Consider the following 16,072-nt stretch of genomic DNA (forward strand, 5'->3'; position numbering starts at 1 on the left):
TGGTGTTTGCTAACTCCTTAAGATGATAACTATTCGCACTTAGATTTAGGTTTGAGTTGATGAATTAGCAACACAAGACGTTTTTGCTCGCGCCTGATTTGATCTGGCGCAAGGTTCAAGCGTCTCGTGGCTGCCCAACGGTTGCGGGCCGCCAAAGCCCGCCGATCAGGCCTGCTGAAGCCGCGGATGCTGGAGCGCCAGATCGACGTGATTGGCCTGGGCGACCACGCTGCCCAGCACCAGGATGGCGGGGCTGCGCAGGCCTTGCGTGCGGATGCTGTGGCCCAGGTTTTCGAGCGTGCAGATCAGGGACTGCTGCTGCGGGGTGTGGGCCGAGGCGATGGCCGCGGCCTGGGTCTGGGGCGCCATGCCTGCCTCGATCAAGGTTTGAACCAATTGGTCTACTTGGCGCAAGCCCATGTAAATGACCAGGGTCAAGCCACTCTGAACCAGGGCCGGCCAGTTGGGCCCGCTAGGCCCGCCGTCCTGATCGGCATTGTTTCGGCATTGCCCGGTCACAAAGGCGACACCCGGCGCGTGGCGGCGGTCCGTCACCGGGATGCCCAGGCTGGCGGGTGCGGCGATGCCGGCGGTGATGCCGCTGAGGACCTCGACCGCAATGCCCGCGGCGCGCAGCGCGTCCACCTCCTCGCCACCGCGGCCGAACACAAAGGGATCGCCGCCTTTGAGCCGGACGACCCGCAGCCCGGCCCGTGCCTCCCGGATCATCAACTCATGGATGAAGCGCTGCTCGGTCGAGGGCCGGCCGCCGCGCTTGCCCACAAAGATCCGCCGGGCGCGGGGATTGGCCAGGGCCAGCACCCGCGCGTCCACCAACTCGTCGCAGAGCAGGACATCGGCTTGTTGCAGGCGGCGCAAGGCCCCCAGGGTCAGCAAGTCGGGATCACCGGGGCCGGCGCCGACAAGGCTGAGGGGAAACAGGCTCGGGCTGCTGCTGTTCATGCTTTCATCTCCTCGCGATAAGGGTGTTGGGTTTCGAGCCGGCGCAGGGCCGGCAGGCAGGAACCGCATTGGCCACCACAGCCCAGCGTGCCCTGCAGGGCTTGCAGACGCGCCGTGCTTGAGCCCGGCAGGCGGGTCAGGGCCTGGCAGATGGCGGCCTCGGAGACGCCCAGGCAGTTGCAGACCTGGGGGCTGCGATCGCTGGCCGGGCCGGCGCCTGCCTCGTTCTGCGGCCGCGGCGAGAGCAGGCGGGCGCCCAGGCCGGCCAGCCCGCTGCGCAGCCGCCACAGATCGAGCAGATAGGCCCAGGCCTCTTGCTCGCCTGCTTGAGCCGGCTCGCCCATCAGCAGCAGGGCGCGCAGCCTTGCCGTCTCGCCGGGCTGGCTCAGAGCCAGCAGGCGGCTGCGGCCTTTCTGGCCGTCGGCATAACGCAGCACTTGGGCGCTGTTGAGCGCCAGCAGGGTTTTCAGGTGCTGCAATACCTCGGCGCGCGGCGCCAGGGCCGCGGCGGCGTCAAAGCGCCAGCCCAGCTCCGGCACATCGCCGGCCGCGGCCACCGGCAGGCATTGGGCAAAGCTGAACTCGCGCATCAAGCCGCGCAGCGCGGCGCGCAGGGACTGGCCTTGCTCCGGCGGGCACCAGACCGCCGCGCACAGCCGCCAGGGCAGCTGGGCCGCCTGCACCTGCACGGCGGCGAACTTCAGCTCGGGCTGCTGCGAGCTGGGGCAAAAAGCGCGGTTGCTCAAGGCGTTGACGCCGCTGAAGGGCGCGGCCTCGGCCTCCTGCCCGGACACAAACTCCTCGCCCCAGTGCATGGGCAGATAGGCCTGGGCGGGGCGCAGGCTGGCGTCGGCCAGCACGGGCAGGATCAGCTCGCCGTGGCGGGAGCTGATGCGCGCCAGCTCGCCCGTTCTGAGCCCGCGCGAGTGCAGGTCCTGCGCATGCATATGCAGGGCCGGCTGCGCCGTGTGGCCAAACAGGCGCGGCACCAGGCCGCTGCGGCTCATGCCATGCCATTGCTCGCGCAAACGGCCGCTCGTCAGGGCCAGGGGGTAGCGGGCGTCCAGGCGGTCGTGGGGGGGCTGGTAGGGCTGGGCGATGAAGCGGGCACGGCCATCGGCGGTGGCGAAGCGCCGGTCCTGGTAGAGGCGCGCCTGGCCCTGGCTGGCGCCCGCCGGGAAGGGCCATTGCTGCGGGCCCAAGCTGTCCAGCAAGGCATAGCTGAGGCCGCTGATGTCCAGGTCGCGGCCGGCCGTGGCGGCGCGGTGCTCCAGCCAAAGCGCCTCGGGCGTGGCCGCCGCCAGCAGCGCGGGCCCGGGGCCCGACTTGAGCAGGGGCAGCAGGGCCAGGCCCACATCGCGCACGATGCGCCAGTCGGCCCGCGCCTCGCCGGGCGGCGCGATGGCCGCGCGGACGCGGCTGATGCAGCGTTCGGAGTTCGTCACCGTGCCCTCTTTTTCGCCCCAGCTGGCGGCCGGCAGCAGCACGTCGGCAAAGGCCGCCGTGGCGGTGTCGGCAAAGGCTTCCTGCAGGATGACCAGCTCGCAGCGCGCCAGGGCGCGGCGCACCAGGGCCTGGTCGGGCATGGACTGGGCCGGGTTGGTGCAGGCTATCCACAAGACCTTGATCTCGCCGCGGGCCGCGGCCTCGAACATCTCCACCGCCGTCTTGGCCGGCGCCTCGGGCAGCTCGGCCTGGCCCCAGAGCGCGGCCACCTCGGCGCGGTCCTGGGCCGAGCCCGGGTCGCGGTGGCCGGGCAGCAGCGTGGCCATGCCGCCCACCTCGCGCCCGCCCATGGCATTGGGCTGGCCGGTGAGCGAAAAAGGCCCGGCGCCGGGCCGGGCGATCTGGCCGCAAGCCAGGTGCAGATTGATCAGGGCGCTGTTCTTGGCCGTGCCGCTGCTGCTCTGGTTGAGGCCCTGGCAGTACAGCGACAGGCTGGCCGGCGACTGCGCAAACCAGCGCGCCGCCTGCAGCAGATCGGCCTCCTTGATGCCGCACAGCCGCGCCGCTTCTGGCGGCGGCAGCTCGCGCACAAGGTTTTTGAGCTCGGCAAAGCCCTGGGTGTGCTCGGCGATGAAACGGGCGTCCAGCCAGCCCTCCCAGATGCAGGCGTGCAAAAGCCCGTGGCAAAGAATGACATCGGTGCCGGGCAGGATCTGCAGATGCAGATCGGCCAGCTCGGCCGTCTCGGTGCGGCGCGGGTCGACGACGATGAGCTTCTGCTCGGGCCTGCGCTGCCTGGCCGCCTCCAGGCGCCGGAACAGGATGGGGTGGGCCCAGGCCGGGTTGGCGCCGGTGATGAGGATGCAGTCGGCCAGGTCCAGGTCTTCGTAGCAGGTCGGCGGCGCGTCGGCGCCCAGGCTTTGCTTGTAGCCGGCCACGGCGGAGCTCATGCAGAGCCGGGAGTTGCTGTCGATATTGTTCGTGCCCAGCACGCCGCGGGCGAATTTATTGAAGGCGTGGTAGTCCTCGCTCAGCAATTGGCCGGAGATGTAGAGGCCGAAGGCTTGCGGGCCATGCTGGGCATGCAGCGCGGCCAGGCGCTCGGCCAGGCGCTGGTTCATCGTGGGCCAGTCCAGCGCCTGCGGCGGCTCGGCGCGCGAGGGCCGCCAGGCGGGCTGCAAGAGGCGCTGCGTGCGGCGGATCAGCGGCGTGGCGGTCAGATGCAGGGTCTGGCCCTTGCTGCACAGCCGGCCCCGGTTGGCCGGATGGGCGGGGTCGCCGCGCACGCCGCAGATCTCGCCGGCCTCGCTTTCGATGATCACGCCGCAGCCCACCCCGCAGTAAGGGCAGGTCGACGCCGTTTCCTTACGCATGGCAGGGCCCGGCGCGCAGGGGCTGGAACTCTAGGCCCTGGCTGTCCAGCTGGGCCTGGTCCAGATAGACCTCGCCGGCCTCGACCCTGACCTCGAAGCGGGCCGCACAGCCCTCGTCGGGCGCCAGGGCCTGGCCGCTGTCCAGCGCGATGGTCCAACCATGCAGGGGGCAGGCCACGGCCTCGCCAAACACCAGGCCCTGGCTCAAGGGCCCGCCCTTGTGCGGGCAGCGGTCCAGCAGGGCGTAGACCCGATCGCCGGCGACGCGGAACAGGGCCACATCGGGGCCGCGGGCGCGCTGGACGCGGCGGGCGCCCAGCAAGGGGATGTCGGCGAGGGCGCAGATATGGCGCCAGTTGCTCTTGCTCATGGGGCACCTTTGCTTCAGACGGGGACAAACTGGCGCAGATCCAGCTGCGCCTTGGCGTGCTCGAACCAGGGATCGGGCTCGCCGGAGAGGGCGAACTGCAGTTCGGCCCAGAGGGCGCGGCGGCCTTCCAGGTCGTCCAGCACGCGCGCCTTCACATGGTCCATGCCCACGCGCGCCAGATAGTGCACGGTGCGTTCCAGATACCAGCCCTCGCTTCGATAGAGCTGCATGAAGGCGCCGGTGATTTCCATCACCTCCTCGGCCGTCTTGACCTTGCAGAAGAACTGCGCCACCTCGGTCTTGATGCCGCCGTTGCCGCCGATGTAAAGCTCCCAGCCGCTGTCCACGCCGATGATGCCCACGTCCTTGATGCCGGCCTCGGCGCAGTTGCGCGGGCAGCCGCTGACGGCGAACTTGACCTTGTGCGGGGCATACATGCGCCACATGGCGCGCTCCAGGTCCTTGCCCATGCGGGTGCTGTCCTGGGTGCCCATGCGACACCACTCCGAACCCACGCAGGTCTTCACCGTGCGCAAGGCCTTGGCATAGGCATGGCCCGAGGGCATGCCGATATCGGCCCAGACCTGGGGCAGGTCTTGCTTCTTGACGCCCAGCAGGTCGATGCGCTGGCCGCCGGTGACCTTGACGGTGGGAATCTTGTATTTGTCCACCGCATTGGCGATGCGGCGCAGCTCGTCGGCCGTGGTCTCGCCGCCCCACATGCGCGGGATCACCGAGTACGTGCCGTCCTTCTGGATATTGGCGTGGGCCCGCTCGTTGATGGGGCGGGACTGCGGGTCGTCCACCGCCTCCTTGGGCCAGGTGGAGAGCAGGTAGTAGTTGAGGGCAGGGCGGCAGCTGGGGCAGCCATTGGGCGTGCGCCAGCTCAGGGCCTCGTAGAGCTGGGGCAGGCGGGTCAGATGCTCTTTGCGTATGGCCTCGCGCACATCCTGGTGGCTCAGCTCGGTGCAGGCGCACAAAGCCTTTTTCTTCGGGCTGGCGGAGTAGTCGCCGCCGGCCGTGAACATCAGCAACTGCTCGACCAGGCCGGTGCAGGAGCCGCAAGAGGCGCTGGCCTTGGTGTGCTTGCGCACCTCTTCCAGCGTGAACAAGCCCTTGTCCTTGATGGCCTTGCAGATGCTGCCCTTGCTGACCCCGTTGCAGCCGCAGACCTCGTCGCTATCGGCCATGGCGGCCGCCTTGCTATGGCCTTGGTGGCCGACATCGCCGATATTCGATTCGCCGAACATCAGCTTGTCGCGGATATCGCTGAGCTTGCGCCCTTCGCGCAGCAGCTTGAAATACCAGCTGCCGTCCACCGTGTCGCCGTAGAGGCAGGCGCCGATCAGCCTGTCATCGCGCAGCACCAGCTTTTTGTAGACGCCGCCGCTCTTGGAGAAGGGGTCGCTGAGCACGATCTCCTCGGTGCCCTCGCCGCCCATGAAATTACCCGCCGAGAACAGGTCGATGCCGGTCACCTTGAGCTTGGTCGAGGTCTGCGAGCCGCCGTAGCGGCCGATGCCGAACTGCGCCAGATGGGTGGCGCAGACCTTGGCCTGCTCGAACAGCGGCGCCACCAGGCCGTAGGCCACGCCGCGGTGGGCGGCGCATTCGCCCACCGAGTAGATGCGCGGATCGGTGACGGTCTGCAAGGTGTCGCTGACGACGATGCCGCGGCTGCAGTGCAGGCCGGCGCTTTCGGCCAGCGCGGTATTGGGGCGTATGCCGGCGGCCATCACGACCAGGTCGGCGGGGATCTCCTGGCCGTCCTTGAAGCGGACGGCCATCACGCGGCCTTGCGGGTCGGGGATCAGGGCCTCGGTCTGCGCGCCCAGCAGGAAGCGCAGGCCGCGCGCCTGCAGGGATTGGCGCAGCATATCGCCGGCCACATCGTCCAGCTGGCGCTCCATCAGCCAGCCCGCGATATGCACCACCGTCACCTGCATGCCCCGCAGCATCAGGCCGTTAGCGGCCTCCAGGCCCAGCAGGCCGCCGCCTATCACCACCGCGTGCTGGTAGCGCGCGGCGGCGGCCAGCATGGCCTGGGTGTCGGCGATGTCGCGGTAGGCCACCACGCCGTCCAGCTCCTTGCCCGGCACGGGCAGGATGAAGGGGCTGGAGCCGGTGGCGATCAGCAGGCGGTCGTAGTCGGCCTTTGTGCCGTCCTCGGCCACGACGCGGCGCTTGATGCGGTCGATCTGCTGCACTTTCTTGCCCAGGTGCAGGGTGATGCCGTGGCCGGCATACCAGTCCAGGGGGTTGAGGATGATGTCCTCGATCTGCATCTCGCCGGCCAGCACGGGGCTGAGCAGGATGCGGTTGTAATTGGGGTGCGGCTCGGCGCCGAAGACGGTGATGTCGTAGAGCTCGGGCGCGATCTTCAGCAATTCCTCCAGGGCGCGGACCCCGGCCATGCCATTGCCGATCAGCACCAGCTTTTGTTTGGGCTTTGCGTCTGTGTTCATGCGGCCAGCTCCGTCCGCGCATGGCGGGTGTAGAGGAAATCGATCACCGCCTTGCGGGCGGCGATATAGCCCGGGTCTTCCGCCAGGGCCACCCGCTCGCGCGGGCGCGGCAGGTTGACCTTGAGGATCTCGCCAATCGTCGCGGCGGGGCCATTGCTCATCATCACGATGCGGTCGCTCAGCAGCACGGCCTCGTCCACATCGTGGGTCACCATCACCACCGTGCTCTGGGTGCGCGCCACGATCTGCAGCAACGCATCCTGCAGATGGGCGCGCGTCAGCGCGTCGAGCGCGCCAAAAGGCTCGTCCATCAGCAAGACCTTGGGCTCCATGGCCAGGGCGCGGGCAATGCCCACGCGCTGCTTCATGCCGCCCGAGATCTCGCCCGGCTTCTTGTTCAAGGCATGCGCCATGCCCACCAAGTGCAGGGCCTGCTCGGTGCGGGCCCGCAGCTGCGACCTGCTTTCCTGCGCGCCGAACACCGACTCCACGCCCAGATAGACGTTGTCGAAACAGCTCAACCAGGGCAACAGGGAGTGGTTCTGGAACACCACGGCGCGCTCCGGGCCGGGGGCATGGATCTCGCGCTCCTCGCACAGCAGCACGCCGCTGCTGGCCTGCAGCAGGCCCGCCATCAGATTGAGCAAGGTGGACTTGCCGCAGCCCGAGTGGCCGATCAAGGTGATGAACTCGCCGCGCTCGACCTGCAGATGAATATCGCGCAGGGCGTGGAAGCTGGCTTTGCGGGTCTTGAACTCCATCTCGACCGCCTGCACATCGATGAAGGCTTTGTGCTTTTGCATCAGCTCACTCCGTAAAAGAAAAGCGTTCGGCCAGGCTCACCAGGGCCTGCTCCAGCGCCATGCCGACGATGCCGATGACGAAGATGGCGATGATGATGTGGGCGACATTGAGGTTGTTCCACTCGTCCCAGACCCAGAAACCTATGCCTACGCCGCCGGTCAGCATCTCGGCCGCCACGATCACCAGCCAAGCCGTGCCCACGCTCAGGCGCACGCCGGTCAGCACATAGGGCAGGATGGCGGGCAGATAGATCTGGGTGATCAGCTTCCACTCGCTCAGGCGCAGCACCCGGGCCACATTGAGATAGTCCTGCGGCACCCGCTGCACGCCCACGGCGGTGTTGACGACCATGGGCCAGATGGAGCAGATGAAGAGCGTCCAGATGGCGGCCGGATTGGCGCTCTTGAACACCAGCAGCCCGATCGGCAGCCAGGCCAGCGGCGAGACCGGTTTGAGCAGGCTGATCAGGGGCGAGAGCATGCGGCCGATGAACTCGAAGCGCCCGATCACAAAGCCCAGCGGGATGCCCACGGCCGCCGCCAGGCCAAAACCCAGGGCCACGCGCTGCAGCGAGGCCAGGATGTTCCAGCCTATGCCCTGGTCATTGGGCCCCTTGCTGTAGAAGGGCTCGGCGAAGAGCTGCAGGGCCGAGGCCCAGGTCTGCCCCGGCGTCGGGAAGGCGCCGCCTTTCTGCGTGAACAGGCCCCACAAACCTATCGCCAAGGCCAGGCCGAGCAGCGGAGGCAGCAGGCGCATCCACAGGCCTTGCCAGTCGAAGCGTGCGGCGGCCGGGCCGGCATTCGCCGCGGGCTGCGCGGGCGCCGTGGCTGAGGGAGGAGAGAGCGGGGAGAGCGAGGAAGAGGGGGCCTCTGCCTCGCCGCGGGGGGAGTGGAACACGGCACTGACCATTACAGCTCCTTGTTGTTCAAGCCTTGAGTTTGAAAGCGTCGGCATAGGCGGCGGGGGCCTTGCCGTCCCATAGCGTGCCGTCGACCAGCCTGGCGCTGCGCATGGGATCCTTGGGCACGGCGATCTTGAGTTGGGCGGCGGCCTGTTTGTAGAGCTCGATCTGGTTGATCTGCTGGGCCAGGGCCAGATAGTCCGGGTGGCTCTTCAGCAAGCCCCAGCGCTTGTGCTGGGTCAGGAACCACATGCCATCGCTCAGATAGGGGAAGTTGACCGCGCCATCGGCGAAGAACTTCATGGCATGGGGCTCGTCCCAGGTCTTGCCCAGGCCGTTCTGGTAGCGGCCCAGAATGCGCTGGCTGATGGCGTCGACGCTGGTGTTGACATAGGCCTTGTCGGCGATCACCTCGGCCATCTTCAGCTTGTTCTGCAGGCTGGCGTCTATCCAGCGGCCGGCTTCCAGCACGGCCATGATGACGGCGCGGGCCGTGTTGGGGTATTTCTTGGCGAAATCGCCGCTGCTGGCCAGCACTTTCTCGGGGTGGTCCCTCCAGATGTCTTGCGTGGTCGTCGCGGTGATGCCGATGCCGTCCATGATGGCGCGGTGGTTCCAGGGCTCGCCGACGCAATAGCCGTCCATATTGCCCACCCGCATATTGGCCACCATCTGGGGCGGGGGCACGGTGATGACCTTGCTGTCCTGCAAGGGATGGATGCCCTGGGCCGCCAGCCAGTAGTAAAGCCACATGGCGTGGGTGCCGGTCGGAAAGGTCTGCGCGAATACATATTCCCGCTTTTCCTTGCTCATCAGCTTGGCCAGGCTGGGGCCATCCACGGCCCCCTTGTCTGCCAGCTTTTTTGACAAGGTGATGGCCTGACCGTTCTGGTTCAGCGTCATCAGGACGGCCATGTCTTTCTTGGGGCCGGCGATGCCCAGATGCACGCCATACACCATGCCGTACAAGGCATGGGCCATGTCCAGTTCGCCATTGACCAGCTTGTCGCGCACACCGGCCCAGGAGGCCTCCTTGCTGGCGACGATCTTGATGCCGTACTTCTTGTCAAAGCCCAGCACCGAGGCCATCACCAGCGAGGCGCAATCGGTCAGTGGAATAAAGCCGATACGGACCTCGTCCTTCTCCGGCTTGTCCGAGCCGGCGGCCCAGGCGCCGCCCGGCAGCGCGGCCCCCAGTGCGGCGCTCGCCGCGCCAGCCACCCATTGGCGTCTTTGCTCACTCATCAAACCTCTATTGATCTCGGCAACCTTGCGCATGGAAGCGACTCCTCAATCTGTGATTTCAGCGGCAGAAATGAAAAAAGGCGTCTCGACGCTTCCCCAGGCCGATCGGCAATCCATGCCGGCCGGCCTGCGAAAAGAGTCGGACGCCTTTGCCCGATCCAACAATCCCTAACCCACGCCTTTGTGGGTCCTGCTCAGGTATCAGCACAATGCGTGCCAGCTTGTTCAGGCCTTGTTTGCCCGCCGCCTGCACGCTTTGCGCGCAATTCCTCTCGGCTGAGCGCCATCTTGGTGCGGCGGCGGAGTCATGTGGGGCGAAGCAGGGACTGCGCTTCAATGATGCGTTCGGCCACCTCCGCCAGCGCCGCGCCGCGGTCCATGGCCAGGCGGCGCAGGCGTTGGTAGGCGGCGTCTTCGTCCAGGCCCAGTTCGGCCATCAGAATGCCTTTGGCGCGCTCGATGCGCTTGCGGGCCGCCAACTGGGCCTCGCTGCGGTCCAGCTTCTGCCGCAGGGCCAGGTCTTGCTCGAAGCGGGCAATGGCAAGCTGCATCACCGCGGCCAGCCGCTGCGGCTGCAGTCCGGCGACCACATAGGCGCTGACGCCTGCCTTCAAGGCCCCACGCATGGGTGCGTCGCTGCCGTCCTCGGCAAACACCACCACCGGTTTGGGGCTTGCTTCATTCAGCGCGGCGAGATTCTCCAGCGTGTCGCGGGAGGGCGAGTTGCTGTCCACGATGACCACATCGGGCCGCAGGCGCAGCACGCAATCGTGGATCAGCGTGGCCTGCTCGATCACGCCCACTACCTCGCAGCCTTGGCGGGCCAGCTCCTGCTGGATCAGCTGGAGGTGGTGGGCGCCATCATTGATCAGCAGAACGCGCAAGGGTGAAGGTGGTGGTTTGGGCATGGCAGGGCGAGGCCCGCAATTTCCGTGCCGCCACGGGCGACCCGCCGCTATTCGACGCTGCGATCTGGCACCGACTTGGGCGCATAGCCGAAATAGCGCCGGAATGCCGCGCTGAAGTTGGACGGATGCTGGAAGCCCGTCCGGTAAGCGACGCTGGACACACGCTCGCCTGCAGCCAGCAGGTCCAGCGCGGCTTGCATGCGCACCTCCGTCAGCATGCGATACGGTGTGCTGCCGAACAGCTCGCGAAAGCCTTGTTTCAATGTGAACTCGTTGCTGCCGACTTGCGCGCACAGCCAAGCCACCGTCAGCGCCTGGTCGAAATGCTGGTGAATGAGCTCGCGGGCCGCGCAGATGCGGCGGTACTCGTCCGGCCGCCAGGCCGCTGGCTTGGCGGGCGGCGCCATGCAGCGGCCTTGCTCCGCCAGCAGGCTGAGCGCGGCGATCTGAATCTCCAGCAAAGAAGCGTCTGGCCTGGCATGGCCTTGCAGCAGCCTCTGCGCGAGACGGCTGAGCACCGGCTTGCTGGCGCCATGAAACACCTGGCAAGCGCTTCCGGCGCTCTGTGCGGGCGCAAGAGCCAGCGCTTCCAGCGAATACCGCCTTAGTGCCACGGTGTCCACAATCAGCCGCAGCTGGCATACATCGTCCCCGGCCCGGTAACGCCGCAGGCCGCGCGTCGCGCGCGCGGCGGTCACCGTGGTGTGGCCCGCCAGGAAGTCGAGCACGGCGCCGGCCGAGCTTTGGTAGCTGGAGGCGCCGGCCAGCGCGATCGTGACGGTCAGCGAAGGCGTGTCGCGTTCGATCACACTTTCCTCCAGCAGATCCCGTTGCGGCCGGTAGCGGGAGATGGCCAGGGTCAGGCCCTCGTCCAGGCGCAGGCGGTCGGCATATCCGATGCCGAGTTCGGCGGGGATGCGGGAGCGCTCCCAAGCCAAGCCGCCGTGCTCCTTCGTGCTGATGAGGTCGGTGCTCGAGAGTCGATAGCTCATGGAATCCTCCCAACCGGAATGCATACGAAACAATCCGGAATGCATAAATATCAAATGATAATCATTCTCATACAGGAATTAGAGTGCTCGTCAATCGGCAGCAAAGCTGCTTCATCGACGGCAAATTCCTATGAACGATGCAATATGTGGCGAGCAGCGCCTCGCCTTACGGACACCTGCGCGGCGGCTGTGGCTGGGGCTGCTACGGCGCCATCTGCTGGCCGGCGCCTGCGGCGCTGCCTTGGGTGTGTGCAGCTCGGCCGGGGCTGCGGAGGCGGGGCCGCCAACGGCCGCGCTGCCGGCGGTGACGGTGCGTGCCGAGAAGCTGGTGCAAGCCTTGGAGAAGGTGCCGGCCAGTCTCACCGTACTTGAGGGCCAGGAGAGCGAGCGGGCGGGCTTCTCCAGCCTGGCGCAGCTGGAGGGGCGCGTTCCCGGCTTGTCCTTCCAACCCTTTGGGCAGGCCGGCCTGAACGCACCGGTGATGCGCGGCCTGACGGCCAATTTCAGCAGCTTCTCGACCGCCGCCCTGCTATTGGTGGACGGTGTGCCGATGTTGACGGCGCAGGGCTTTGAATACGACTTTCTCGACCTCGACCGGATCGAGGTCTTGCGCGGGCCGCAGTCGACGCTGTATGGGCGCAATGCGGAGGCGGGCGTGATTGCGGTCCATAGCCTGCCGATGGACGGTGCGCCGCGAGCCAGCATGTCCGCGGAGGCCGGCAGCCGTAACAAGCGATGGCTGCGCTTCTCGCTCGGCCGCGCACTGCTTCCGGACACGCTGGCGGCCAGCATCGCCGGAGGCTGGTCCGGGCAACAGGGCTTTATCGACAATCTGTATACCGGGCGGCGGGAGGACGAGCGCGAGCAGCTGCACCTCAATCTGGGCCTGCGCTGGACACCAACGGCGGCGACCGAGCTGGTACTGCGCTACACGCGGCAGCAGTACGACGACGGTGCAGCACTCTGGGGCAGCCCTGCGTCGTCGCGGGCCCAGGTCGCCTCGGGCACGCCGAGCTGGAATCGCTCGCGCGGCCAGACCTTGTCGCTCAATGCCACGCAGGGCTTGGCTGCGGGCTTGCGCTTGCAGGCGATCACCGCCTACAGCGCCTTGCTTGACCGCGTGCAACAAGACACCGACTTCAGGCCGGCCGACCTGCTGCATATCGGCCGCGACCATCATCTGCGCAATCTATCGCAGGAGCTGAGGCTGGAAGGGCGGCTTGGCACGGCCGACTGGCTGGCCGGCATCTACGCCGATCGGCAGGACGACGCTTTACACAATCTGGCGAAGTCACCGATGGGCGCCAGCGATCTGCGGGTGGCCAGGCAGGGGAATACCTTCGCCTTGTTCACGAACTGGAACCAGCCTTTGAGCTCGGCGTGGTCCCTGTCGGCCGGCGCCCGCGTCGAACGCAACACGGTGGAGATCCTGCCAGAGGGCGATGCGCGGCGGCAGGCCGGCTGGACCCAGGTCTCGCCCAGGCTCGCGCTGCAGTCCCGCTTCGCCCGCGATCAGCAGTGGTATCTCAGCGCAAGCCGTGGCGTGCGCGCCGGGGGCTTCAACGTGCTTTCGCCGGCCGTGCATTACCTGCCTTACGAGCCCGAGAAGGTCTGGTCCTACGAGGTGGGCATCAAGGGCAGGGCGGCCGACCGACGGTTGCGCCACTCCCTCGCGGCTTACCTGATGGAGGTCCGTGATATGCAGGTCATGCAGATGCCCGCGCCCGGCCTGGCCTATATCACCAGCGCCGCGGCGGCACGGTCCAAGGGCCTGGAGCTGGAGCTTGACTATCTGCCCGGCGGCGGCTGGCAGATCAAGAGCGGGCTGAGCTGGAACCACACCCGTTTCGAGCGCTTCCGCGACGCTGCCGCCGACTATGCCGGCAAACACAATCCCTTCGCTCCCGATTGGAGTGGCCACATCGGCCTGCGCTACGAGGCGCCTTCGGGCTGGTATGCGCAGGCGGGCTTGGTGGGCATGGGCAAGGTCTATCTCGACGCCGCGAACCGCTACGCACGCCAGGGCCATGGTTTGCTGAACCTTCTCGGCGGCTATGCGCGAGGCGCATGGGAGTTCGCGGCCTACGCGAACAACGCTGCCAACAAACGCTACGACGCCGTGGGCTACCAGAACGGTTTCGTGACGGTATTCAGCCCGCCGCGTGAGTTGGGCGCACGGCTGAGCTGGCGCCAGTGAGGGCGAGCCTGAAACAAGGACAAGGAACATTCTGATGACGATGAACTTCAAAGAAGACCATGCGCTGCAGCCATTCTGGCAATTGGTTGCAGCCCCCATCCAGACGCAGGCCTTGGAGCTGGCACTCGCGAAGGGTTTGCTGAATGCGCTGGAACATCACGCAACGATCGACGAGGTGGCCGAAAGATTTGCATTGCATCCGCGTAACACCGCCGTTTGGCTGGAGCTGCTGTGGAGCATGGGCATGCTCTCGCGCATTCGGCCCATGGGCGCTTACGCCACGATGTACGTCGCTTCGCCCCTGGCGCGGCGGTTTTTTTCACCGGCCTCCGCCGAGGACTGCTCGCAGGCCTGGCTGTACCGTGCCGGCTTTCTGCGCGGCTTTGCCGGGCAGATGGGCGATTTCATTGCGCAAGCCGAGGCGGCGCCGCCGGCCGAGCCGGCGAATCCAGCGGCCTGGGCCCGCGCCGCCCAGGCGCAGATTGCCCAGGAGCAACGCGCCGTGACCGTGCCGGCCGCTTTGCAACTGCTGCGCAATCTGCCCGCTCTTCCGGCATGCTGCCGTTTTCTCGATCTTGGCGGCGGCCCCGGCCTCGTGGCCATTGCCCTGGCCACGACCTATGCCGCCTGGCAGGGCACGGTCTGCGATCTGCCAGAGGCGGCCCAGATCGCGCAAGCGAATATCGATGAAGCAGGGCTGTCGTCCCGCATCGCCACGCTGGGCGCCAATCTTGACCGGGACCCGATAGGCAGTGGCTACGATCTGATCTGGTGCTCATCCGTGCTGCACTTCGTGCAAGACATCGACGCCGTGTTGCGCAAGATGTTCCAGGCATTGAAGCCGGGCGGGCGACTGCTTCTGGCGCATGCCGAGCAGCGCGAGGATGCCGAAATATGCGCACGGGTGCTGCCTTTTTACACGCCGATGCGGATGCGAGGTCGGTATCTGCCGGAGCAGGGCGAGCTCGCAAGCGCCATGATCGATGCAGGCTTTGAGCCGGTCGATGCGCTGGAGCCGGCGTGCTTCCCGATGGCGCCAGCCTGGGTCTATATCGGCAGGCGCCCATGAGCGTCAGCGCACAGCGCGGGGCTGCATCGTGGTGGCCGCAGCACTTGGTTCTGGCTTGGCTCCACCTGGCGTTGTCGGCGCCGCTCATCTATCTGTACCTCGGGCTGCCGCTGCTGCTGCGCCAGCAGGGTTGGAGTGGCACCTCGATCGGCTTGCTGCAGTTGGCCGGCTTGCCGGCCATGCTGAAATTCGTGCTGGCCCTGCCCATCGAACGCCTCCGTCTGGGCCAGGCCAATTACCGCAACTGGGCCGCCCTGCTGGGCTTGGCCTATGCCGCAGCGCTGGCTTTGCTCGCGCTCCATGATCTGGCGCACAGCCCGCGCTGGCTGCTGTTTGGCCTGGCCATGGCGGTCAATCTGCTGGGAACCTGGGTCGATGTGCCGACCAATGCGCTCGCCATTGAAATCCTGCCGGAATCTGAGCGTGTTCGCGCCGGCGCCATTCGGTCGGCCGCGACCTCGCTGGGCGCCATCGTGGGCGGCGGCCTCGCACTCTTGATCCATGGGCGTTTTGGCTGGGCCGGCACCTTCATGGCGCTGACCGCCCCCGTGGTGTTGGGCGCTGCACTGATATTTGCCTTGCCGGCGAAGCGGGCAGGGCGGGCACCCGTCCCCGTGGCAGTGAAAGCAGGGTGGCGGGAGTGGATCGGCTACTTTGGCCTGCCGCAGCGTCGGCGCTGGTGCTTGCTGATGCTGTGCTACTTCCCCTTTGTGGGGGCCGCCTGGGTCTATCTGAAGCCCTTGCTGCTCGATCAGGGCTTCGAGCCGCAGCGGATCGCGATGCTCGTGGGCCTTGCCGGCGGTTTGGTCGGGGCGGTCTCCAGCCTAGCGGGTGCCTACCTGACGCGCGTCCTGGGGCTGGCCAGGACCTTGCCGGGCTTTGCCGTGTTCAATGTGATCGCATTGAGCGTCTTGCTCGCGGCCACGGTCTTGGCGACGTCAGCGCCTGTCTTCATGCTGGCCGCACTGATGGTTGCGGTGGCGATGGGCGCAAGCGCCGGGCTGGTGTTCGGCGCCATGATGTTCCATATTCGTCCGGGACTTGCCGCGCTGGACTACGGCCTGCAATCCAGCCTCTTTGTTCTTGCGCGTACGCTGGTGCCGTTTGCCGCCGGCGTATTGCTGGACCGTTTCGGTTATGCCGGGATGTTGGTCGGGTTGCTTGCCGGAACAGGATTTGCGTTGCTGCTGGCCTCGGGGATGGGGACTTCGGGCAAGCCGAGCGGGGCTCATCGCTGAGCTTAGGAGGCGGTTTTCTCCGTCTCCTTGAAAGTTCGACAATGTGTATTATGTAAAATCACAGAAAAACAAAAGAAGGCGCCGTCACCGCCCACAAGAGT

The 16,072-nt window shown here is 66.9% G+C and carries 12 protein-coding genes; 3 read left to right on the forward strand and 9 right to left on the reverse strand.

Features of this window, described 5'->3' with window-relative positions:
* Positions 1 to 165: 165 nt before the first annotated feature.
* From cobA to HNP55_RS13890, 9 genes are all read right to left on the reverse strand, one after another.
* Positions 166 to 963 (reverse strand): uroporphyrinogen-III C-methyltransferase, encoded by a 798-nt coding sequence (gene cobA, locus HNP55_RS13850; protein ID WP_184300337.1) that lies wholly within the window; start codon positions 961 to 963, stop codon positions 166 to 168.
* Positions 960 to 3,782, reverse strand: coding sequence for a nitrate reductase (locus HNP55_RS13855; RefSeq protein ID WP_184300341.1), 2,823 nt, complete (start codon positions 3,780 to 3,782; stop codon positions 960 to 962). Before HNP55_RS13855 ends, cobA begins: the two co-directional genes overlap by 4 nt.
* Positions 3,775 to 4,152 carry a nitrite reductase small subunit NirD gene (gene nirD, locus HNP55_RS13860; RefSeq protein WP_184300344.1) on the reverse strand — a complete coding sequence of 126 codons (378 nt, stop codon included), beginning with the start codon at positions 4,150 to 4,152 and terminating at the stop codon, positions 3,775 to 3,777. Before nirD ends, HNP55_RS13855 begins: the two co-directional genes overlap by 8 nt.
* A gap of 14 nt (positions 4,153 to 4,166) precedes the next feature.
* Entirely contained in the window at positions 4,167 to 6,617 is a 2,451-nt protein-coding gene (nirB, locus tag HNP55_RS13865; protein ID WP_184300347.1) for a nitrite reductase large subunit NirB, read from the reverse strand.
* The gene (locus tag HNP55_RS13870; RefSeq protein ID WP_246448406.1) at positions 6,614 to 7,420 is read right to left on the reverse strand and encodes an ABC transporter ATP-binding protein; all 807 of its coding nucleotides are present in this window, start codon (positions 7,418 to 7,420) and stop codon (positions 6,614 to 6,616) included. Before HNP55_RS13870 ends, nirB begins: the two co-directional genes overlap by 4 nt.
* A 4-nt stretch (positions 7,421 to 7,424) precedes the next feature.
* Positions 7,425 to 8,330 carry a nitrate ABC transporter permease gene (ntrB, locus tag HNP55_RS13875; RefSeq protein ID WP_184300350.1) on the reverse strand — a complete coding sequence of 302 codons (906 nt, stop codon included), beginning with the start codon at positions 8,328 to 8,330 and terminating at the stop codon, positions 7,425 to 7,427.
* Between the two features lie 16 nt (positions 8,331 to 8,346).
* Positions 8,347 to 9,567, reverse strand: coding sequence for a CmpA/NrtA family ABC transporter substrate-binding protein (locus HNP55_RS13880; RefSeq protein WP_184300352.1), 1,221 nt, complete (start codon positions 9,565 to 9,567; stop codon positions 8,347 to 8,349).
* A gap of 305 nt (positions 9,568 to 9,872) precedes the next feature.
* Positions 9,873 to 10,451: an ANTAR domain-containing response regulator gene (locus HNP55_RS13885; RefSeq protein WP_221439582.1), complete on the reverse strand. Its 579-nt coding sequence runs from the start codon at positions 10,449 to 10,451 to the stop codon at positions 9,873 to 9,875.
* A 71-nt stretch (positions 10,452 to 10,522) separates the two neighbouring features.
* A complete protein-coding gene (locus HNP55_RS13890) occupies positions 10,523 to 11,467 on the reverse strand; it encodes a helix-turn-helix transcriptional regulator (protein WP_184300358.1) in 945 nt (314 codons plus the stop codon).
* A gap of 130 nt (positions 11,468 to 11,597) precedes the next feature.
* On the opposite strand from HNP55_RS13890, the gene HNP55_RS13895 reads away from it, so the two are divergent.
* Genes HNP55_RS13895 through HNP55_RS13905 form a run of 3 tightly spaced genes read left to right on the forward strand, consistent with a single transcriptional unit; the run spans position 11,598 to position 15,971 of the window.
* Positions 11,598 to 13,664 carry a TonB-dependent receptor gene (locus tag HNP55_RS13895; RefSeq protein ID WP_184300361.1) on the forward strand — a complete coding sequence of 689 codons (2,067 nt, stop codon included), beginning with the start codon at positions 11,598 to 11,600 and terminating at the stop codon, positions 13,662 to 13,664.
* Between the two features lie 34 nt (positions 13,665 to 13,698).
* Positions 13,699 to 14,733, forward strand: coding sequence for a class I SAM-dependent methyltransferase (locus HNP55_RS13900; protein ID WP_184300364.1), 1,035 nt, complete (start codon positions 13,699 to 13,701; stop codon positions 14,731 to 14,733).
* Positions 14,730 to 15,971 (forward strand): MFS transporter, encoded by a 1,242-nt coding sequence (locus HNP55_RS13905; protein ID WP_184300367.1) that lies wholly within the window; start codon positions 14,730 to 14,732, stop codon positions 15,969 to 15,971. The genes HNP55_RS13900 and HNP55_RS13905 overlap by 4 nt, the downstream gene beginning before the upstream one ends.
* Positions 15,972 to 16,072 lie beyond the last annotated feature (101 nt).

Origin of the sequence: Roseateles oligotrophus (assembly GCF_014204525.1) — a bacterium.
Classification (GTDB): Bacteria; Pseudomonadota; Gammaproteobacteria; order Burkholderiales; family Burkholderiaceae_C; genus Paucibacter_A; species Paucibacter_A oligotrophus_A.

What these genes read in the sequence shown, in the direction of transcription:
- HNP55_RS13880 (WP_184300352.1), bottom strand. Translation starts at nt 9,567, where the DNA reads ATGAGTGAGCAAAGACGCCAATGGGTGGCTGGCGCGGCGAGCGCCGCA.
- nirB (WP_184300347.1), bottom strand. Translation starts at nt 6,617, where the DNA reads ATGAACACAGACGCAAAGCCCAAACAAAAGCTGGTGCTGATCGGCAAT.
- HNP55_RS13895 (WP_184300361.1), top strand. Translation starts at nt 11,598, where the DNA reads ATGAACGATGCAATATGTGGCGAGCAGCGCCTCGCCTTACGGACACCT.
- HNP55_RS13900 (WP_184300364.1), top strand. Translation starts at nt 13,699, where the DNA reads ATGACGATGAACTTCAAAGAAGACCATGCGCTGCAGCCATTCTGGCAA.
- nirD (WP_184300344.1), bottom strand. Translation starts at nt 4,152, where the DNA reads ATGAGCAAGAGCAACTGGCGCCATATCTGCGCCCTCGCCGACATCCCC.
- HNP55_RS13890 (WP_184300358.1), bottom strand. Translation starts at nt 11,467, where the DNA reads ATGAGCTATCGACTCTCGAGCACCGACCTCATCAGCACGAAGGAGCAC.
- HNP55_RS13905 (WP_184300367.1), top strand. Translation starts at nt 14,730, where the DNA reads ATGAGCGTCAGCGCACAGCGCGGGGCTGCATCGTGGTGGCCGCAGCAC.
- HNP55_RS13870 (WP_246448406.1), bottom strand. Translation starts at nt 7,420, where the DNA reads ATGCAAAAGCACAAAGCCTTCATCGATGTGCAGGCGGTCGAGATGGAG.
- ntrB (WP_184300350.1), bottom strand. Translation starts at nt 8,330, where the DNA reads ATGGTCAGTGCCGTGTTCCACTCCCCCCGCGGCGAGGCAGAGGCCCCC.
- cobA (WP_184300337.1), bottom strand. Translation starts at nt 963, where the DNA reads ATGAACAGCAGCAGCCCGAGCCTGTTTCCCCTCAGCCTTGTCGGCGCC.
- HNP55_RS13855 (WP_184300341.1), bottom strand. Translation starts at nt 3,782, where the DNA reads ATGCGTAAGGAAACGGCGTCGACCTGCCCTTACTGCGGGGTGGGCTGC.